Below are 18,765 nucleotides of genomic sequence, written 5' to 3'. Positions count from 1 at the left end.
GCGGCGACGTGCCGGGACGGGGGAGGGGTGCGCTCCGAGGGGAGCCCCGCGATGCGTGTTCCACCGGCCGCGGCAGCAGTCCCGGCCTTATTGCTGGCGGTCGTCGTCGGCTGCGGATCGACCGCCACCACCGGCGCGGGCGCCGGCGGCTCGCCGTCCGCGGTCACCGTGACCGCGGCGGCGACCCCGACGGTGACGGTCACTCCGACGCCCACCCCGACGGTCACCGTGACGCCCAACCCGACCGTCACCGTCACCAGACCCACCACCCCCGCCGCCACCGCGCCCGGCTTCACCAACGCCGCCGCCGTGGTCGAGCAGTACTACCAGGACATCACCAACCACGACTACGCCGCGGCCTGGGCGCTCGGCGGCCGGAACATCGGCGGGAACAACTACGCGGGCTGGGTGGCCGGGTACGCCACCACCGCGAGCATCAGCCTCGGCACGGTCAGCGAGTTCGGCTCCTCGCAGGTGCGGGCGACGATCTACGCGACCCAGACCGACGGCACGGTGAAGATCTACGAGGGCACCTACACGGTGGCGAACGGGGTGCTGGTCGCGGCGTCGATCCGGCAGACGGGGTGAGGGACGGCCGACAGCAACGGCCCCGGCGCGGTTTCGGTTCCGGCATGCGGGAGAATGGCGACGTGACTCGGATCGTGATCATCGGTGGCGGACCCGGCGGATACGAGGCGGCCCTGGTGGCCGCCCAGCTCGGTGCGGAGGTGACCGTCGTCGACCGCGACGGTCTGGGCGGATCGGCGGTGCTGACCGACTGCGTGCCGTCGAAGACGCTGATCGCCACTGCAGAGGTGATGACCACCTTCGACAGCTCGTACGAGGAGCTGGGCATCATCGTCGCCGACGACACCCCGCCGCTGGAGCGGCAGGCCCGGGTGGTCGGCGTGGACCTCGGCAAGGTCAACCGACGGGTCAAGCGCCTCGCGATCGCGCAGTCCCACGACATCACCCAGGCGGTCACCCGCGCCGGGGTCACCGTGCTGCGCGGCCGCGGCCGGCTCGGCACCGGCGGCCAGGCGATCGACGGCTCCCGCGAGGTGCTGGTCGAGCACGCCGACGGCACCGTGGAGTCGCTGCGCGCCGACGCGGTGCTGATCGCCACCGGCGTCCGCCCGCGCGAGCTGCCCGACGCCCAGCCGGACGGCGAGCGGATCCTGACCTGGACCCAGGTGTACGACCTGGAGGAGCTGCCGCGCGACCTGATCGTGGTCGGCTCCGGCGTCACCGGCGCCGAGTTCGCCGGCGCCTACCAGGCGCTCGGATCCAACGTCACCCTGGTCTCCTCGCGCGACCGGGTGCTGCCCGGCGAGGACCCGGACGCCGCCGAGGTGCTGGAGGACGTCTTCCGCCGCCGCGGCATGAACGTGATGGGCCGCTCCCGCGCGGAGAGCGCCAAGCGCATCGGCGACCGCGTCGAGGTGACGCTGGCGGACGGCAAGGTGATCACCGGCACGCACTGCCTGATGGCGGTCGGCTCGATCCCCAACACCGCCGACCTCGGCCTGGAGGAGGCCGGGGTGAAGACCAACGACTGGGGCCAGATCAAGGTCGACCGGGTCTCCCGCACCTCCGCCCCCGGCGTGTACGCGGCCGGCGACTGCACCGGCGTCTTCATGCTCGCCTCGGTCGCCGCGATGCAGGGCCGGATCGCCATGTACCACGCGCTCGGCGACGCGGTGCAGCCGCTGAACCTGAAGACCGTGGCCTCCAACGTCTTCACCGACCCGGAGATCGCCACCGTCGGCTACACCGCCGCGGACGTCTCCGGCGGGAAGATGGACGCCGTCGAGATCAAGCTCCCGCTGCGCGGAAACCCGCGGGCCAAGATGCAGGGCATCCGGGACGGCTTCGTGAAGCTCTTCGCCCGCCCCGGCACCGGCATCGTGGTCGGCGGTGTGGTGGTCGCCCCGCGGGCCTCCGAGCTGATCCACTCGATCTCGCTGGCGGTGGACAACAACCTGACCGTCGAGCAGGTCGCGAGCGCTTTCACCGTGTACCCCTCGCTCTCCGGCTCCACCGCCGAGGCCGCCCGCCAGCTGCACATCCGCAAGCGCGAGGGCGCGACCTCCTGACGGCGCGTCAACCCTCCGGGCCGAGCCGGGCGCACGCCGCGCGGCTCACCCGGGCGGCGGAGCGCGCATTGTACGGTCGTGCGCCGCTCCCGGGTGAGCAAATCCCGTTACCAGGTGCAAACGCCTGAAAGCAGACGGTCACTCAGGTTACCGTCGGTCCTGTGTTTGCAGCAGAACGTCGCCAGTTGATCCTCGAGATGGTGCGCGCCAACGGAGCCGTGTCGCTCCGAGAGCTGGCCCGCGTCGTCCAGACCTCCGAAGTCACCGTCCGCCGGGACGTCCGGGCGCTGGAGGCCGAAGGGCTGCTCGACCGCCGCCACGGCGGTGCGGTGCTGCCCGGCGGCTTCAGCCGGGAGCCCGGCTATCCGCAGAAGACCCACCTCGCCGCCGCCGAGAAGAGCGCCATCGCCGATCTCGCCGCGGGCCTGGTCGAGGAGGGCGACGCCATCGTGGTCGGCGCCGGCACCACCACCCAGGAGCTGGCCCGGCGCCTGGCCCGGGTGCCCGGGCTGACCGTGGTCACCAACTCGCTGCTGGTCGCCCAGGCGCTGGCCCACGCCAACCGGGTGGAGGTGGTGATGACCGGTGGCACCCTGCGCGGCTCCAACTACGCGCTGGTGGGCAGCGGCGCGGAGCAGTCGCTGTCCGGGCTGCGGGTCACCAAGGCCTTCATCTCCGGCAGCGGCCTGACCGCGGAGCGCGGCCTGTCCACCGCCAACATGCTCTCGGCCAGCGTCGACCGGGCGCTGGTGCAGGCGGCGGCGGAGGTGATCGTGCTCGCCGACCACACCAAGCTCGGTGCGGACAGCATGTTCCAGACCGTCGCCACCGAGGCGATCACCCGGCTGGTCACCGACGAGCACGCCGCCGCCGAGGACCCCACCGCCCGGGAGCTGGACGCGCTGGCCGACTGCGGGGTGCAGATCTCCGTCGCCCCGCTCGGCCTGCCGACCGAGGCCCCGCCGACGCCGCAGCCCGCCGTCCCCGCGGTGCCGCGGCGGCCGGTGCCGCCGCCCGGCCTCGCCCCCGGCGCCCCGCTGCCCGGACAGCGCCGCCCCGCCCCGCACGGCGCCCTGCCGCCCACCCGGCTCGCCGAGCGGATCCGCTGACCGGTTCCGGCCCGGCGGCCACCGACCCCTGGCCGCCCGCCGGTCGCCGCTTGTAGCGTCGCTCCCCATGGACGCTTCGCGCGAAACGATCGACCAGACAAGGGAATTGACGATCAGTGGGGCCCGCGGCGGTCGCGGCCCCGCGACCTGGGGACAGCGGGCGATCCACACCGCCCTGGTCCGGCTCGGCCCCGAGGCACCCCGCTACAACCTCAGGCTGGCCGCTCCGGTCGACCCCGGGCTGCCGGTGGACGAGGTGCTGCGCGCCTTCACCGAACTGCTGCACCTGCACGACGCACTGCGCACCCGGCTGGTCGTCCAGGACGGCGAGCCGGTCCAACTGCTCGACCCGGACGGCGTCCTGCCGGTCGCCGTGCTGCACCGCGACGGGCCCGAGCAGGCCGCCGAGGCCGCCGCCGAGCTGCTCGCCGACTACGCCGCGCGGCCGTTCGACCAGGCCCGGGACTGGCCGCTGCGGATCGGCCTGGTGGTACACGGCGGCCTGGTCCGGCACACGGTGCTGGTGCTCTCGCACACCGCCGCCGACGGCTGGGGGATGCGCCGGCTGGTGCGCGACCTGACCCTGCTGGCCGGCGGGCGCAGCGCCGACGACCTGCGCGCGGAGCGGGCCTTCGCCCAGCCGCTGGACGAGGCCGCCGAACAGGACTCCCCGCGCGGCCGCCGCAAGGACGCCGCCGCCCGCCGGCACTGGCGGGACAAGCTCACCACGGGCCCGCGGGTCCTGCTGCCCCGCCCGCCCGGAGAACCGGACCCGGAGCGGCGCTTCCCGTTCGCGGTGCTGCGCTCCCCGGCGCTGGCCAGAGCCCTGCCGCTGGCCGCGGCCCGGCTGCGCACCAGCGACGCCACCCTGCTGCTGGCCGCCGCCGCCACCGAACTGGGCCGGCTCAGCGGGCAGGACGAGGTGCTGTTCCAGGTGGTGGTCGGCAACCGGTTCACCGAGCAGTCCGCCGACGCCGTCACCACCCTCGCCCAGGAGGGCCTGTTCCACCTGCCGGAGCTCGCCGGGGAGTTCGCCGAGACGGTGCGCCGCAGCCACGGCCCGGCGTTCAGCGCCTACCGGCACGCCGGCTACGTGAAGCCGCGGCTCGACGCCGACCTGGACGAACTGCGGTCCTCGGGCGTGGAGTTGGCCGACCACTCGGTGTTCTGGAACGACACCCGCGACCCGCTGGCCGCGCTGATGCCCGACGGCACGGTCCAGGAGCCGTCCGGGGAGAGCGAGTTGACCTTCCCGGCGGAGTTCCCGGCGCGCCCCGGGGTGTCGATGGCGGTGGACGTCAACGCGGTGCCCGGCGCGGTGCAGCTGTCGATGACCGCGGACGGCGCGCTGCTGGACCGGGCGCAGATGGCCGGGTTCCTGCGCGGCATCGAGCAGTTGGTGCTGCAGGCGGCCGAATAGCCGGAAGGGCTCCCGGTCCGGGGACCGGGAGCCCTTCGACGTGTCGTGACGGTGGGTCAGACGTCCTTGATCTCGCAGAGCGCGGCGCCGCTGGAGACGGACTGGCCGACCTCGGCCTTCAGGCCGACGACGGTGCCGGCCTTGTGGGCGTTGAGCGGCTGCTCCATCTTCATGGCCTCCAGGACGACGATCAAGTCGCCCTCGGCCACGGTCTGGCCCTCCTGCACGGCGACCTTGACGATGGTGCCCTGCATCGGCGAGGCGAGGGTGTCGCCGGAGACCGCCGAGGCGGCCTTCTTCGCGCCGACCCGCCGCTTGGCCTTGCCCGCACCGGCCGCGCCGGCCGCCGGAGCGGCCGCGACGCCGAGCGAGGAGGGCAGCGAGACCTCGATCCGCTTGCCGCCGACCTCGACCACCACGGTCTCCCGGCCCTCGGGCTCCTCGCCCTCGCCGCCCGCGCCGGCGAAGGCGGGGATGGTGTTGTCGAACTCGGTCTCGATCCACCGGGTGAAGACGCGGAACGGTTCCGAGGAGCCGTGCACCTCGGGGGCGAACGCGGCGTCGGTGACCACGGCCTGGTGGAACGGGATGGCGGTGGCCATGCCCTCCACCTTGAACTCCTCCAGCGCCCGCTTGGCCCGCTGCAGGGCCTGCTTGCGGTCGGCGCCGGTGACGATCAGCTTGGCCAGCAGCGAGTCCCAGGCGGGGCCGATCACCGAGCCGGACTCGACGCCCGCGTCCAGCCGCACGCCCGGGCCGGACGGCGGGGCGAACAGGGTCACCGTGCCGGGGGCGGGCAGGAAGTTGCGGCCCGGGTCCTCGCCGTTGATCCGGAACTCGATGGAGTGGCCGCGGATCTCCGGGTCGTCGTAGCCGAGCTCCTCGCCGTCGGCGATCCGGAACATCTCGCGGACCAGGTCGATGCCGGTGACCTCCTCGGAGACCGGGTGCTCGACCTGCAGGCGGGTGTTGACCTCCAGGAAGGAGATCAGGCCGTCCTGGGAGACCAGGAACTCGCAGGTGCCCGCGCCGACGTAGCCGGCCTCGCGCAGGATCGCCTTGGACGCCCGGTACAGCTCGGCGTTCTGCTCGGCGGTGAGGAACGGCGCGGGGGCCTCCTCGACCAGCTTCTGGTGGCGGCGCTGCAGCGAGCAGTCACGGGTCGAGACGATCACCACGTTGCCGTGCTGGTCGGCCAGGCACTGGGTCTCCACGTGGCGCGGCTTGTCGAGGTACTGCTCGACGAAGCACTCGCCGCGGCCGAACGCGGCGACGGCCTCGCGGACCGCCGACTCGTACAGCTCGGGGATCTCCTCCAGCGTGCGGGCGACCTTCAGGCCGCGGCCGCCGCCGCCGAACGCCGCCTTGATGGCGACCGGCAGGCCGTGCTCCTCGGCGAAGGCGACGACCTCGTCGGCGCCCGAGACCGGGTCGGCGGTGCCGGCGACCAGCGGGGCGCCGGCGCGCTGGGCGACGTGCCGGGCGGTGACCTTGTCACCGAGGTCGCGGATGGCCTGCGGCGGCGGGCCGATCCAGATCAGGCCGGCGTCGAGGACGGCCTGGGCGAAGTCGGCGTTCTCCGACAGGAAGCCGTAGCCGGGGTGGACCGCGTCCGCGCCGGAGTCGGCGGCGGCCTTCAGCACCTTGGCGATGTCCAGGTAGCTGGTCGCGGGGGTGTCGCCGCCGAGCGCGTACGCCTCGTCGGCCGCGCGGACGTGCAGCGCGTCCCGGTCCGGCTCGGCGTACACGGCGACGCTGGCGATACCGGCATCTCGGCAGGCCCGGGCGACGCGGACGGCGATTTCTCCGCGGTTGGCGATGAGCACCTTGCGCACTGTGGCTCCCTTCTTGAACCTCGTTGAGTCTAGGGATTGGAAGGTCCTACCGGCGAGTAGTCCCTGGTGGTGAGCGTGCTCACACGCTGCGTGAGGCGCCCCGAGCGGTGCTCGGGGACCGCTCGACGCCGCAGGTGCGGGCCCCGCGGGCTGCGGCTTTGCCGCTCCGTGCGGACTTGGGCGGGAACGGGTGGCCTTCGCCACACCGGTCCCAGCTGTCACTCCGTCAGGCCCACAGGGTCAGCTCGCCTCCGGTCGGGCGGTCGCCGCGGCGGCCGAGACGTCGGCCGCCAGTTCGACCACGTCCGCGCCGTACGCCTGCGAGTTGACCACCCGCAGCACCAGCGCGAAGGCGCCGTCCCGGCCGTGCCGCCGGGCCAGCGCCCGGTGGTTGGCCGCCAGGTAGCGCACCGCCGCGTGGTTGGAGGTGGAGGTCTGGCCGGCTATCAGGAAGACCGGGCGGCTGCCCGGGCGGGCGTGCAGCCGGGCCAGCAGCACGAACACCCGCCCGCCGGGCTGCTGGTCGGCCGGCGCGTAGCCGAACTCCCGCTCCCCGACCAGCAGGGTGGGCACCCGGTGGCCCGCCTCGTCCGCCGGCGCGACGAACGTCGCCCCCGGCAGCCAGGACGCCAGGTGCGCCGCGGTCCGCTCGTTGCTGCTCGGCCCGCCCACGCAGAACTCGGCCTTGTCGCCCAGCCCCTGGCGCACCTCGTCATGGGCCGTCAGCTCGGCCCGGGCCCCGCACGCGCGGACCAGCGCCGCCAGCTCCATCAGCGCGTACACGTCCTCGCGCGACACGCTCTTGGAACTCGTCGACACCGGCTGCCGGTTGACCACCAGCAGGGCCTCGCCGCCGGCCGGCAGGCCGAAGAACCCGCGCTGCCGCTCCAGCCTGCGCCGCCGCCGCAGCGACTGCGCCAGCCAGCCCAGCCCGGCGCTGATCGCCGAGGCGATCAGACCGAGTACGACGTTGAGCACACCTTCGGTCATCTCCCGCTCCCCGTCGCCCCTTTCCGTTCCGGCTGCGCCAGCCTAACGGCGGCCCGGGGAGGACGGGTTGGATCGGGGCGACAGATGTACGGGCCCGCTTCTGTCCGAATCCGCACCCGCAAACGGAACCCGGGCTGCCGCTTCCCGGCCGCTTCCGGCTCCGGCCGTAACGGATTGGTTCAGACCATTGACCGTGATCGCGGCCGTCCCTACCGTCGCAGCCACCAACCGCGCCACACGATTCACGGGGGAAACGTGAACCGCTCCATCCTGCCCGCGGCCCTGGCCGCGTCCGCGCTGCTGCTCACCGCCTGCTCCGGGTCCGGCACCGCCGGGCCGGCCCCCGGCTCGCCGAGCCCGGCCGCCAGGACCTACGGCTGCCTCACCGCGGACCAGGCCGCCAAGGGGCTCCTTCGCCCTCGACGCCGGCACCACCGGCGGCACCGGCCTGGACGCCTACTACCGCGACTCCGACGCCGGCGGCGCCAAGGTCGGCGTGGTCTTCTCGCACCAGCTCGGCGGCTCGCTCTGCGAGTGGGCGCCCACCTTCGACGCCTTCACCAGGGCTGGCTACGCGGTGCTGGCCGCCACCACCGAGGGCGACGTCACCGAGGTGGTCAAGGCCTCGGCCGGCTACCTCAAGGGCAAGGGCGTCACCGCGATCGCGCTGGTCGGCGCCTCCAAGGGCGCGGCCGGCTCGCTGGTCGCCGCCCGGCTGGACAGCCCGCTGCCGATCCGGGCCGTGGTCTCGCTCAGCTCGCCCGAGGCGTACAGCCAGTTCAACGCGGCGGTCGCGGTGAAGTCGGTGAAGATCCCCTGCTTCTTCGCCGCCGAGGAGTTCGACTCCCCGTTCAACGCCAACGCGAAGAGCCTGTACGACGCCTCGGTCGCCGAGGACAAGCAGGTCAAGATCTACCCCGGCGGCAACCACGGCGCCCCGCTGCTCAAGGACGGCGCGCTGCCGGACGTCCAGGCCTACCTGGCCAAGCACGCGCCCGCGGCGGGCTGACGGCCCGTCAGACCCACAGGTCGGTGATGCGCACGTCCAGCTCGGCGAGCAGGCGGCGCAGCAGCGGCAGCGAGAGTCCGATGACGTTCCCGGGGTCGCCGTCGATCCCCTCCACGAACGGCGCCGACCGGCCGTCCAGGGTGAACGCCCCGGCCACGTGCAGCGGTTCGCCGGAGGCGACGTACGCGGCGACCTCGGCGTCGTCCGGCGTGCCGAACCGGACGGTGGTGGAGGCCGTCGCCTTCGCCTGCCGTCCGGTGGCGGTGTCGATCACGCAGTGGCCGGTACGCAGCACGCCCGCGCGGCCCCGCATCGACTGCCAGCGCAGCAGCGCCTCCGCCGGGTCCGCGGGCTTGCCGAGCGCCTGCCCGTCCAGCTCCAGCACCGAGTCGCAGCCCACCACCAGCGGCGGCTCGCCCGGCTCCGCGGCCAGCTCGCCCGCCACCTTCTCGGCCTTCGCCACCGCCAGCACCAGCGCCAGCTCGCCCGGCGTCGGCGCCGACAGCGCGTCCTCGTCCACCCCGCTCACCCGCACCTGCGGATCGAGCCCCGCCTGCCGCAGCAGGCCCAGCCGGGCGGGGGAGGCGGACGCGAGAACCAGCGGACGGCGAGCGGTCATGCGCCCAGCCTAGCCCGCCTACACCAGCACCAGGGCCGCCGCCAGCAACGCCAGTACCGCCAGCACCACCGCGGTTCGGCGCAGCCGCTGCTGCACCTCACGCGCCTCGGGCGACGGTTCGTCGCGGGGGTCCGACCAGAGCACCCGTCCAGCCTGCAACGCCCGCTCGGCGCGGCGCCTGAGTATCCGTACTCACTCCCGGCGCTCTCCGGCCGGGCACGGGTCGGTCTTGACGCGGCGTGCCGTTGCCCCTGCAATAGAGCAACTGACTTGTCGGGTGCATGATCGGCGTTGCGGGGCGCCGAGACCCTCCATCCCTGACGGCACGTCAACGGTCAGGGCACGCACCATCGCAGCACTGACCACCCCACTGGTTCCGGCTGATGGAGATCACCCATGTCCCAACTCGTCACCGCGGGCACCGCGGTACGCGTACGCCCGCACGTCATCGCCCTCCACCGCGTGGTGGTCGGCCTGCTCTTCGCCTGCCACGGCGCCGCCTCGCTGTTCGGCGTGCTCGGCGGCGCGCACGGCGGCGGCAGCCTGAAGGCCGGCGACTGGCCCGGCTGGTACGCCGCCGTGATCCAACTCGTGTGCGGCGTCCTGGTCCTGATCGGGCTGGGCACGCGCTGGGCCGCGCTGCTCGCCTCCGGCTCGATGGCCTACGCCTACTTCACCGTCCACCAGGAGCACGCGCTCTTCCCGCTCCAGAACGGCGGCGAGCCGTCGGTCCTCTTCTGCTGGGCCTTCCTGCTGATCGCCGCGCTCGGTCCTGGAAGTTTCGCGCTCGACAAGAAGTAGGCACCTCCAGGGGCCCTGGGGGTACCCCCAGAGCCCCTGGGTGTTGCCACCTGAGGTGCTGCCCTACCTCGGCCAGAGGCTGGTTCGCCAGGCGGTGGGGCCCGGGGTGGGGAGGGTGCGGCGGGGGCTGTGGGTGGTCCAGGTGGTGGCCGGGCCGCTCGCGGTCGCCGTGTTGCGGCTCGCGGCGGCCCGGGCCTGGACCACCGCCAGGACGGTGGCGAGCTCCTCGGGGGTCGGCTGTCCGTGCAGCACCTGAATGGGTGTCATGGGTGTGTGCCCTTCTGCTACAGCGGGATGTTGCCGTGCTTCTTCGGCGGCAGGGACTCTCGCTTGCCGCGCAGCGCCCGCAGCCCGCGGACGATGTGGCGGCGGGTCTCGCTGGGGGCGATGACCGCGTCCACGTACCCGCGTTCGGCGGCCAGGTAGGGATTGAGCAGGGTGTCCTCGTAGGAGGCGAGCAGCTCGGCGCGGCGCTCCTCGCCGCGGCCCTCGGCCTCGGCGGCGGCGAGCTCGCGGCGGTGCAGGATGTTGACCGCGCCCTGGGCGCCCATGACGGCGATCTGGGCGGTCGGCCAGGCCAGGTTGAGGTCGGCGCCGAGGTGCTTGGAGCCCATCACGTCGTACGCGCCGCCGAAGGCCTTGCGGGTGATCACGGTGATCAGCGGGACGGTGGCCTCGGCGTAGGCGAAGATCAGCTTGGCGCCGCGGCGGATGATGCCGTCCCACTCCTGGCCCGTGCCGGGCAGGAAGCCGGGGACGTCGACGAAGGTGAGCACCGGGATGTTGAACGCGTCGCAGGTGCGCACGAAGCGGGCGGCCTTCTCGCTGGCGGCGATGTCCAGGCAGCCGGCCAGGTCCATCGGCTGGTTGCCGACCACGCCGACCGGGTGGCCCTCGACCCGGCCGAAGCCGATCACGATGTTGCCCGCGTACAGCGGCTGGACCTCCAGGAACTCGCCCTCGTCCAGGACGTGTTCGATGACCCGGCGGATGTCGTAGGGCTGGTTGGCGGAGTCCGGGACGATCGAGTCCAGCTCCAGGTCCTCGTCGGTGATCGCGAGGTCGGCCTGCTCGGGGTAGGCCGGCGGGTCGGAGAGGTTGTTGGAGGGCAGGTACGAGAGCAGGCTCTTGACGTACTCGATGGCCTCCTTCTCGTCCGCGGCGAGGTAGTGCGCGTTGCCGGACTTGGTGTTGTGGGTGCGGGCGCCGCCCAGCTCCTCCATGTCCACGGTCTCGCCGGTGACGGTCTTGATCACGTCGGGGCCGGTGATGAACATGTGCGAGGTCTGGTCGGCCATCACCACGAAGTCGGTGACCGCGGGGGAGTACACCGCGCCGCCCGCGCACGGGCCCATGATCAGCGAGATCTGCGGGATCACGCCGGAGGCGTGCACGTTGCGGCGGAAGATCTCGCCGTACAGGCCGAGCGAGACCACGCCCTCCTGGATCCGGGCGCCGCCGGAGTCGTTGATGCCGATCATCGGGCAGCCGGTCTTCAGCGCGAAGTCCATCACCTTGACGATCTTCTCGCCGAACACCTCGCCGAGGGAGCCGCCGAAGACGGTGAAGTCCTGGGCGAAGACCGCGATCTGACGGCCGTCCACGGTGCCGTAGCCGGTCACCACGCCGTCGCCGTACGGGCGGTTCTTCTCCTGACCGAAGTTGGTGGAGCGGTGCCGGGCGAACTCGTCGAACTCCACGAACGAGTCCTCGTCCAGCAGCTCCAAGATCCGCTCACGTGCCGTCAGCTTGCCCTTGGCGTGCTGCTTCTCCACCGCCGCGGCCGAGCCGGAGTGCACCGCCTCGTCGATGCGCCGGCGCAGGTCGGCGAGCTTTCCGGCGGTGGTGTGCGGGTCCTGCGGTGCCTCGGTCATTCCGGGGGCTCTCCCTGCATCCTGGGCCGCTGGCCCGACGCGTGAGGGTTGCTGGGCAGGGCGGCACTGCGGTCTACCGCTCCGTAGCGTAGCCACGTCGCGGCGCTCGGCGGCTATGGCCATCGACACATCGTGTCACTGCCCGTTCTGCGGGACGATGATGCGGCGTGCGGCCTTCCTCGCGGGCAGGACCGCAAGCCGTAGGGTGGCCGGGTGACCGAGCCCGAGAGCCCCCGTCCCCGTCGCTCCGGCCTGCGTGGCTTCGGCCACGGGGGTCCCTCCCCGTGGACCGACCTGGACCGGCCACCGCTGGACGAGGCGGCGCTGCGGCTGGACCTGTTGCGCCCCGGGTCGCTGTGGACCTCGCTCGACGTGGTCGCCGAGACCGGCTCGACCAACAGCGACCTGGCCGCCCGGGCGAAGGACGGCGCCCCCGAGGGCGCGGTGCTGGTCGCCGAGGCGCAGAACTCCGGGCGCGGCCGACTCGACCGCCGGTGGTCCGCGCCCGCCCGCTCCGGACTCTTCCTGTCCGTGCTGCTGCGCCCCACGGGCGTGCCGATGGAGCGCTACGGCTGGCTGCCGATCCTGATCGGCACCGCCGCCTCCGCCACCCTCGACCGGGTCGCCGGGGTGCGCACCGGACTGAAGTGGCCCAACGACCTGCAGGTCGAGGTGGGCGGCGAGGAGCGCAAGCTCGGCGGCATCCTCACCGAGCTCAGCGGCGGCGCGGTGATCGCCGGACTCGGCCTCAACGTCACGCTGCGGGAGGCCGAACTGCCGGTCCCCACCGCCGCCTCGCTGGCCCTGGCCGGCGCCGAGGTCACCGACCGGGCGACACTGCTGCGCGCCCTGCTGCGCGAGTTCGCCGAGCTGTACGGCGAGTGGACCGCCGCGGCCGGCGACCCGCACGCCAGCGGACTGCTGCCCGCCTACACCGCCCGCTGCACCACCCTCGGCCGCCCGGTGCGGGTCCAACTCCCGGGCGAGCGCGAACTGGTGGGCGAGGCGGTGGCGATCGACGCGGACGGCCGACTGGTGGTCCGCACCCCCGACGGCACCCGCCACCCGGTCGCCGCGGGCGACGTGGTGCACGTCCGCCCGCAGGCCTGACCGGCCCCGGGCCCGGCACGTCTCACCCTGCGGGACCGGTCGACCGGGTCATGGGCGGATGCCCCGGATTACGTGATTCCGTGCGAACATTCCACCTGGCAGCGGTGTGAGGCTCGCCACTACCCCCGCGGTGGTCGCGTGCCCGGACCGGCAGCCGGACAGGCAGGAGCACGAGACGAAGTGCGGCGACCGCACGGGGACGGACCGGTGACAGAGAACGGCGACGCCAAGACCGGCAACGGCGGCACGGAGGAGAACACCGTCGCCGCCGACCTGGAACGGCTCATCCTCGACGCACCGCGCAGATACACCCCGTACCAGGCCGCCCGCGCCGCCGAGGTGCCGATGGACCTCGCCACCCGGTTCTGGCGCGCCATGGGCTTCCCCGACATCGGCCAGTCCCGCGCCCTCACCGACAACGACGTGATCGCGCTGCGCCGGCTGGCCGGCCTGATCGAGTCCGGGCTGCTCAGCGAGCCGATGGCGATCCAGGTCGCCCGCTCCACCGGCCAGACCACCGCGCGGCTGGCCGGCTGGCAGATGGACACCTTCCTCGACAACCTCACCCAGCCCGTCGAGCCCGGCATGACCCGCTCCGACGTCGCCTACCCGCTGGTCGAGCTGCTGCTGCCCGAACTGGAGCAGTTCCTGGTCTACGTGTGGCGCCGTCAGCTCGCCGCCGTCACCGGCCGGGTCGTCGCGGCCGCCGAGGACCACGAGGTCACCTCCGGCCGGCTCGCCGTCGCCTTCGCCGACCTGGTCGGCTTCACCCGGCTCTCCCGGCGCCTGGAGGAGGAGGAACTCGGCGAGCTGGTCGAGGGGTTCGAGAACACCTGCTCCGACCTGATCGCCGGTCAGGGCGGACGGGTCGTCAAGACCCTGGGCGACGAGATCCTGTTCGTCTCCGAGGACCCGGCGACCGTCGCCGAGATCGCCCTCTCGCTGATCGAGACCCTGGCCAAGGAGGACAACATGCCCGCCCTGCGGGTCGGCATGGCCTTCGGCACCGTCACCTCGCGGATGGGCGACGTCTTCGGCACCACCGTCAACCTCGCCTCCCGGCTCACCTCGATCGCGCCCAAGGACGCCGTCCTGGTCGACGGCGAACTCGCCGCCGCCCTCGACCAGAACGGCACCGCGGGCCTCCCCGAGGCCCCCGCCGCCCCCGACCACCGCTTCCACCTGCAACCCATGTGGCGCCGCCCGGTCCGCGGCCTCGGCCTGGTCGAACCCTGGCTGCTCTCCCGGGCCACCTCCTCCGGCGTCTGACCGGTCCGCCTGCCTTCGCCTGAATCGTCCGGAATCCTCCTAGTCTGGTGAAAGGACCAGCGGGCAGGAGAGGCGACCGGTGAGCGAGGCGACCATGAGCGAGGAGACCTCCTTCGAGGCGGCCGCGCCGGACCTCCGGCTGCAGGCGGTGGTCGAGCTGGCGCAGGACATGGCGGGAGCGCTGACCCCGCTGGAGGCGGTGCGCGCCGCCGCGGCGCGGGCGGTGTCCGCGCTGGGGGCGACCATGGCGGCGGTGTCGGTGTGGGACCGGGAGTCCGGCCGGCTGCGGGTGCTGGTCAACCACGGGGAGCTGTCGCCCGGCGAGGAGGAGCTGCCGGAGGACGAGTCGTACCCGGTGGCGGACTTCCCGGAGATCGTCACCTACCTGGAGGAGCACTGGACCACCGGCCGGCTGCCCCGCGCCTGGACCCAGACCGCGGAGGACTCCACCCCGCACACCGGACACCAGCACCCCGGCGCCGGCGCCTTCTGCCAGCAGCGGGCGGCCGGCCTGCGCCGGCGGGGACGCGGCTGCTGCCTGGTCGCGCCGATCGTGCTGCACGGCCAGGCCTGGGGCGAGCTGTACCTGGCCCGGGCGGTCGGGATGCCGGTGTTCACCGACGCCGACGCCGAGTACGCCACGCTGCTGGCCGCCCAGGTCTCCGCGGGCCTGGCCCAGACCGAGCGGGTCGCCGACCTGCGCCGCCTCGCGTTCACCGACGCGCTCACCGGCCTGGCCAACCGCCGCGCCGTGGACGCCCGCCTCGACGAGGCGCTGCGCGCGCACACCCGGGACCACACCGTGGTCTCCCTGGTGGTCTGCGACGTCAACGGGCTGAAGCGGGTCAACGACCAGCTCGGCCACGAGATGGGCGACCGGCTGCTGGAGCGGTTCGCCCACCAGCTCTCGCTGTCCGCCGCCAAGCTCCCCGGCAGCCTGGCGGCGCGCCTCGGCGGCGACGAGTTCTGCCTGCTCGCGGAGGGCCAGTCCGCCGACGAGGTGGTCGCCGTCGCCGAGGAACTCTGCGCCCGCGCCCTGGAACTGACGGACGGTGAGGGCGTCGCCTGCGGGATCGCCTCGACCGGCGACGCGATCGGCCCGGTCACCACCCCCGACCGCCTCTTCCGGCTCGCCGACGCCGCCCAGTACCGGGCCAAGGCCTCCCGCGCCGCCCACCCCGTGGTGGCCGGCCGCAGCCACGGCCCCGGCTTCGCCCCCGACCCCACCGTGCTGCTCGCCGACGCCGCCGACCCGCACCACCGCGCCGACGGCCGCCGCGGCGCCCGCCCCGGCGGCGACCGGCGCCGCTTCCGCGGCGCCGCGCACAGCGCCGACCCCGGCCAGCTGCTCGCCGCGGTGCTCGCCGCGCTCGACCAGAGCGGCCTGCAGGGCGCGGTCACCCACCCCGCGGACACCCTCGGCCGCCTCTCCACCGTCGCCGAGAGCGCCTCCCGCCTGCTCAACGCCGTCGGCTGGTGGGTCTCCTACGTCCCGCCCGGCTCGCCGCAGATGCGCACCGCCCGCCACGCGCTCTACCGGATGACCGGCGGTCCCGCGTCCGCCCGCGCCCAGACCCAGCGCGCCCAGATCGAGGCCCCCGACGCCGTCTTCGACCTGCGCCACTACCCGCTCACCGCGAAGGCCGTGACCGGTGGCTCCTTCGCCCTCCGGGCGGGCGCGCCCGGCAACGACGCCGCGGAGGAGGCGGTGATGGTGGTGTCCGGCTACCGGGCGATGGTCGCGGCGGGCGGCGCCAACCCCGCCGGCGGCTGGCTGCTCGAACTCTTCGCCGACGAGTCGACCCTGCCACTCGGCCAGATCGCCCCGGCCCTGCGGACGTTGGTGGCGGTGGCGCTGTCGGGGCCCTGTTCGCCGCCGCCGACCTGAGCCGCCCGGGCCCGTCCGGCCCAGGGTGGTCCTGGCTCTCCCAGGGAACGGCAGGCTCTGGTCGGCCGTCGCGGCCCGGCACAGAGTGGTCCGCATCCGGCCACCGCACCGGCCCGCGCGACCGACCCAGGAGTCCCCCCATGAGCTATTCCGCCCTCGCCACCCGCACCGCCGTCGTGACCGGCGCGGCCAGCGGCATGGGTGCGGCCACCGCCCGCCTGCTCGCGGCGGACGGCGCCCGCGTCGCGCTGCTCGCCCGGCGCACCGACCGGCTGGAAGCGCTGGCCGCCGAGCTCACCGCCGCCGGCGGCCGGGTCCTCGCGGTCACCGCCGACGTCACCGACCAGGCGTCCGTCGACGCCGCCGCCGCGCGGGTCCACGACGCCTACGGCCGGGTCGACCTGGTGGTCAACAACGCCGGCGTGATGCTGCCCAACCCGCTCGCGGCCGGCCGGCTCGACGAGTGGACCCGCATGATCGACACCAACCTCACCGGCGCGCTGCGGGTGATCCGCGCGTTCGTCCCCGACCTCACCGCGGCCGCCTCCGACGGCGGCACCGCCGACCTGGTCAACATCTCCTCCATCGCCTCCCACGTCCTGTTCCCCGACTACGCGGTCTACGCGGCCACCAAGGCGGCACTCACCCACCTGTCCGCCGCGCTGCGCACCGAGCTGGGCCCGTGCGACGTCCGGGTCGGCACCATCGAGCCGGGCCTGACCGAGACCGAGCTCCCCGGGCACGTCGACAACCCCGAGCTGCGCGAACAGCTCGGCGGGATGTTCGCCGCGATCCCGGCCCTCGCCGCCGAGGACGTCGCCGACCTGATCGCCTACACCGTCAGCCGCCCCCGGCACGTCAACCTGCGCCAGTCGATCGTCCTGCCGACCCGTCAGGCGTGACGCCCGCCGGGCCGCGCCCGGCCGCGGGCTGCCTGGCACCGGCAGGGCCAGGCAGCGCACCCCGGCGATCGGCCACAATCACCGCATGACGACCGCGACCGGCCTGGCCGACTTCCTCCGGACCCGCCGAGCCCGCCTGCGCCCGCAGGACGTGGCACTGCCGGACTACGGCGGCACCCGCCGGGTCGCGGGCCTGCGCCGCGAGGAGATCGCCCAGCTCGCCGGCGTCAGCGTCGACTACTACACCCGGATGGAACAGGGCCGGGTGGCCAACCCGTCGGACGGCGTGCTCGACGCCCTCGCCCGCGCGCTGCGCCTGAGCGGGGACGAGACCCGGCACCTGCACGACCTGGCGCGCCCGCGGCAGGCCGCCCGGCCCGTGCGCGGGCCCGGCGCCCGCCGCGGGCAGCAGGTGCGGCCGATGCTGCAGCGGCTGCTGGACGAGTTGAAGGACGTGCCGGCCCTGGTGATGGGCCGCCGGATGGACGTCCTGGCCTGGAACCCGGCGGCGGTGGCCCTGCTCGGCGACTACGCCGCCGTGGACCCGGCCGAGCGCAACATCGCCCGGATCACCTTCCTCGACCCGATCACCCGGGAGCTGTACGCGGACTGGTCCGCCTGCGCCCGGGAGAACGTGGCCTACCTCCACCTGGAGGCCGGACGGCACCCCGGCGACCCCCGACTGGCGCGGCTGATCGGGGAGTTGTCGATGCGGAGCGAGGACTTCCGGCGCTGGTGGGCGGAGCACCCGGTGCAGGACAAGACCGCCGGGACCAAGCGGTTCCACCACCCGCTGGTCGGCGACCTGGAGCTGAGCTACGAGACGCTGCGCGCGGCCGACGACCCCGACCAGGCACTGGTCACCTACGCGGCCGAGCCGGGCAGCCCGTCCCACGACGCGCTCCGGATGCTGCTCGCCTGGAGCGCCCCCGCGCAGCCGGCGGCTCAGGGGCCGATCCGGTCCGGCCGGGTGTAGACGTTCGCGGAGCGATCGCGGAGGAAGCCGATCAGGGTGAGGCCCAGTTCTTCGGCGAGTTCGACGGCGAGGGAGGAGGGGGCGGAGACGGCGGCGAGGAGGGGGAGGCCGGCGAGGGCGGCTTTCTGGGTGAGTTCGAAGGAGGCGCGGCCGGAGACCAGGAGGACGTGGCCCCGGAGGGGGAGGAGGCCTTCGCGCAGGGCCCAGCCGATGACCTTGTCGACGGCGTTGTGGCGGCCGACGTCCTCGCGTGCGCAGAGCAGCCGGCCGTCGGCGGTGAAGAGGGCGGCGGCGTGCAGGCCGCCGGTGGTGTCGAAGGTGCGCTGGGCGGCGCGGAGCCTCTCGGGGAGGGCGTAGAGGGTGTCGGGGGTGACGGTGAGGGGGTCGGCGGAGACGTCCCAGCGGCTGTGGGTGCGGACGGCGTCGACGGTGTCGCGGCCGCACAGGCCGCACGCGCTGGTGGTGAGGAGGTTGCGGTGGGCGGAGAGCGCGGTGCGGGCACCGCGGACGGTGGCGTCGACGACGTTGTAGGTGTTGGCGCCCTCCGCGTCGGTGCCGGCGCAGTAGCGCAGGGCGGCGAGCTCCGCGGTGTCGGTGACCAGGCCCTCGCCGACCAGGAAGCCGGCGACCAGGTCGAAGTCGTGGCCGGGGGTGCGCATGGTGACGGTCAGCGGGTCGCCGCCGAGCCGGATCTCCAGTGGTTCCTCGGCGGCCAGCGAGTCCGGCCGGGCACTGCTCTCGTCGCCGCGCAGCCGTACCACTCGCCGCCGTACCGTCGCCCGTGCCATCCGAATCGCACCTCCGGGAGTCAGTCAACCACTCGGCATGTTGTCATATCCCCATTCACCTGATCTGATTGTGCATATG

Annotated in this window: 17 protein-coding genes and 1 pseudogene; 11 read left to right on the top strand and 7 right to left on the bottom strand. The window is 73.9% G+C overall.

Going from position 1 to position 18,765, the window contains the following annotated elements:
* Nucleotides 1-51 precede the first annotated feature (51 nt).
* The 4 genes from ACWD4U_RS00355 (at nt 52) to ACWD4U_RS00340 (ending at nt 4,625) form a co-directional block, all read left to right on the top strand.
* Nucleotides 52-588: a hypothetical protein gene (locus tag ACWD4U_RS00355; protein WP_363457381.1), complete on the top strand. Its 537-nt coding sequence runs from the start codon at nt 52-54 to the stop codon at nt 586-588.
* A 44-nt stretch (nt 589-632) separates the two neighbouring features.
* Nucleotides 633-2,096, top strand: coding sequence for an NAD(P)H-quinone dehydrogenase (locus ACWD4U_RS00350; RefSeq protein WP_363457384.1), 1,464 nt, complete (start codon nt 633-635; stop codon nt 2,094-2,096).
* A 197-nt stretch (nt 2,097-2,293) separates the two neighbouring features.
* Nucleotides 2,294-3,205 (top strand): DeoR/GlpR family DNA-binding transcription regulator, encoded by a 912-nt coding sequence (locus ACWD4U_RS00345; protein ID WP_449787065.1) that lies wholly within the window; start codon nt 2,294-2,296, stop codon nt 3,203-3,205.
* Between the two features lie 106 nt (nt 3,206-3,311).
* Nucleotides 3,312-4,625 carry a condensation domain-containing protein gene (locus ACWD4U_RS00340; RefSeq protein WP_363457390.1) on the top strand — a complete coding sequence of 438 codons (1,314 nt, stop codon included), beginning with the start codon at nt 3,312-3,314 and terminating at the stop codon, nt 4,623-4,625.
* 56 nt (nt 4,626-4,681) lie between these two features.
* On the opposite strand, the gene ACWD4U_RS00335 is transcribed toward ACWD4U_RS00340, so the two are convergent.
* Both ACWD4U_RS00335 and ACWD4U_RS00330 read right to left on the bottom strand, forming a co-directional pair.
* The gene (locus tag ACWD4U_RS00335; protein WP_363457392.1) at nt 4,682-6,460 is read right to left on the bottom strand and encodes an acetyl/propionyl/methylcrotonyl-CoA carboxylase subunit alpha; all 1,779 of its coding nucleotides are present in this window, start codon (nt 6,458-6,460) and stop codon (nt 4,682-4,684) included.
* Nucleotides 6,461-6,700: 240 nt separating this feature from the next.
* The gene (locus ACWD4U_RS00330) at nt 6,701-7,450 is read right to left on the bottom strand and encodes a hypothetical protein (RefSeq protein WP_363457394.1); all 750 of its coding nucleotides are present in this window, start codon (nt 7,448-7,450) and stop codon (nt 6,701-6,703) included.
* 496 nt (nt 7,451-7,946) lie between these two features.
* Between ACWD4U_RS00330 and ACWD4U_RS00325 the strand changes: the two genes are divergently transcribed.
* Complete coding sequence (locus tag ACWD4U_RS00325; protein ID WP_363457396.1) at nt 7,947-8,459, top strand: alpha/beta hydrolase family protein; 513 nt, start codon at nt 7,947-7,949, stop codon at nt 8,457-8,459.
* Between the two features lie 7 nt (nt 8,460-8,466).
* On the opposite strand, the gene ACWD4U_RS00320 is transcribed toward ACWD4U_RS00325, so the two are convergent.
* Nucleotides 8,467-9,078 carry a Maf family protein gene (locus ACWD4U_RS00320; RefSeq protein WP_363457398.1) on the bottom strand — a complete coding sequence of 204 codons (612 nt, stop codon included), beginning with the start codon at nt 9,076-9,078 and terminating at the stop codon, nt 8,467-8,469.
* An 18-nt stretch (nt 9,079-9,096) separates the two neighbouring features.
* Nucleotides 9,097-9,222: a morphogenic membrane protein MmpB gene (mmpB, locus tag ACWD4U_RS00315; RefSeq protein WP_363457400.1), complete on the bottom strand. Its 126-nt coding sequence runs from the start codon at nt 9,220-9,222 to the stop codon at nt 9,097-9,099.
* 252 nt (nt 9,223-9,474) lie between these two features.
* On the opposite strand from mmpB, the gene ACWD4U_RS00310 reads away from it, so the two are divergent.
* On the top strand, nt 9,475-9,879 hold the full coding sequence (locus tag ACWD4U_RS00310; protein WP_363457403.1) for a DoxX family protein: 405 nt from the start codon (nt 9,475-9,477) through the stop codon (nt 9,877-9,879).
* A gap of 63 nt (nt 9,880-9,942) precedes the next feature.
* Here ACWD4U_RS00310 and ACWD4U_RS00305 read toward each other — a convergent pair whose 3' ends face one another.
* Together ACWD4U_RS00305 and ACWD4U_RS00300 are read right to left on the bottom strand one after the other, a co-directional pair.
* Nucleotides 9,943-10,146 carry an acyl-CoA carboxylase subunit epsilon gene (locus tag ACWD4U_RS00305; protein ID WP_363457406.1) on the bottom strand — a complete coding sequence of 68 codons (204 nt, stop codon included), beginning with the start codon at nt 10,144-10,146 and terminating at the stop codon, nt 9,943-9,945.
* Between the two features lie 17 nt (nt 10,147-10,163).
* A complete protein-coding gene (locus ACWD4U_RS00300; protein ID WP_363457408.1) occupies nt 10,164-11,753 on the bottom strand; it encodes an acyl-CoA carboxylase subunit beta in 1,590 nt (529 codons plus the stop codon).
* Nucleotides 11,754-11,966: 213 nt separating this feature from the next.
* Here ACWD4U_RS00300 and ACWD4U_RS00295 point away from each other — a divergent pair, with 213 nt between their 5' ends.
* From ACWD4U_RS00295 to ACWD4U_RS00275, 5 genes and pseudogenes are all read left to right on the top strand, one after another.
* Entirely contained in the window at nt 11,967-12,863 is an 897-nt protein-coding gene (locus ACWD4U_RS00295) for a biotin--[acetyl-CoA-carboxylase] ligase (protein ID WP_449787052.1), read from the top strand.
* Nucleotides 12,864-13,070: 207 nt separating this feature from the next.
* Nucleotides 13,071-14,132 carry an adenylate/guanylate cyclase domain-containing protein gene (locus ACWD4U_RS00290; protein WP_363457411.1) on the top strand — a complete coding sequence of 354 codons (1,062 nt, stop codon included), beginning with the start codon at nt 13,071-13,073 and terminating at the stop codon, nt 14,130-14,132.
* A gap of 169 nt (nt 14,133-14,301) precedes the next feature.
* A pseudogene (locus ACWD4U_RS00285) lies at nt 14,302-15,450 on the top strand (diguanylate cyclase domain-containing protein); the annotation flags it as partial.
* 710 nt (nt 15,451-16,160) lie between these two features.
* Entirely contained in the window at nt 16,161-16,922 is a 762-nt protein-coding gene (locus ACWD4U_RS00280) for an SDR family oxidoreductase (protein ID WP_363461977.1), read from the top strand.
* Nucleotides 16,923-17,007: 85 nt separating this feature from the next.
* Nucleotides 17,008-17,898, top strand: coding sequence for a helix-turn-helix transcriptional regulator (locus ACWD4U_RS00275; RefSeq protein ID WP_363461975.1), 891 nt, complete (start codon nt 17,008-17,010; stop codon nt 17,896-17,898).
* Here the strand turns inward: ACWD4U_RS00275 and fdhD are convergent.
* Entirely contained in the window at nt 17,868-18,686 is an 819-nt protein-coding gene (gene fdhD, locus ACWD4U_RS00270; protein ID WP_363461973.1) for a formate dehydrogenase accessory sulfurtransferase FdhD, read from the bottom strand. The two genes, ACWD4U_RS00275 and fdhD, sit on opposite strands and share 31 nt — an antisense overlap.
* Nucleotides 18,687-18,765: the final 79 nt, after the last annotated feature.

The organism is Kitasatospora sp. NPDC002522 (assembly GCF_053595195.1).
The sequence above is the reverse complement of the archived record's forward strand: the minus strand, read 5'-3'. Positions and strand labels throughout refer to the sequence as shown.

Excerpts from the sequence above, each read along its gene's own strand:
- ACWD4U_RS00355 (WP_363457381.1), top strand. The coding sequence starts at position 52 with ATGCGTGTTCCACCGGCCGCGGCAGCAGTCCCGGCCTTATTGCTGGCG.
- ACWD4U_RS00350 (WP_363457384.1), top strand. The coding sequence starts at position 633 with ATGCGGGAGAATGGCGACGTGACTCGGATCGTGATCATCGGTGGCGGA.
- ACWD4U_RS00345 (WP_449787065.1), top strand. The coding sequence starts at position 2,294 with ATGGTGCGCGCCAACGGAGCCGTGTCGCTCCGAGAGCTGGCCCGCGTC.
- ACWD4U_RS00330 (WP_363457394.1), bottom strand. The coding sequence starts at position 7,450 with ATGACCGAAGGTGTGCTCAACGTCGTACTCGGTCTGATCGCCTCGGCG.
- ACWD4U_RS00320 (WP_363457398.1), bottom strand. The coding sequence starts at position 9,078 with ATGACCGCTCGCCGTCCGCTGGTTCTCGCGTCCGCCTCCCCCGCCCGG.
- ACWD4U_RS00310 (WP_363457403.1), top strand. The coding sequence starts at position 9,475 with ATGTCCCAACTCGTCACCGCGGGCACCGCGGTACGCGTACGCCCGCAC.
- ACWD4U_RS00305 (WP_363457406.1), bottom strand. The coding sequence starts at position 10,146 with ATGACACCCATTCAGGTGCTGCACGGACAGCCGACCCCCGAGGAGCTC.
- ACWD4U_RS00300 (WP_363457408.1), bottom strand. The coding sequence starts at position 11,753 with ATGACCGAGGCACCGCAGGACCCGCACACCACCGCCGGAAAGCTCGCC.
- ACWD4U_RS00280 (WP_363461977.1), top strand. The coding sequence starts at position 16,161 with ATGAGCTATTCCGCCCTCGCCACCCGCACCGCCGTCGTGACCGGCGCG.
- ACWD4U_RS00275 (WP_363461975.1), top strand. The coding sequence starts at position 17,008 with ATGACGACCGCGACCGGCCTGGCCGACTTCCTCCGGACCCGCCGAGCC.
- fdhD (WP_363461973.1), bottom strand. The coding sequence starts at position 18,686 with ATGGCACGGGCGACGGTACGGCGGCGAGTGGTACGGCTGCGCGGCGAC.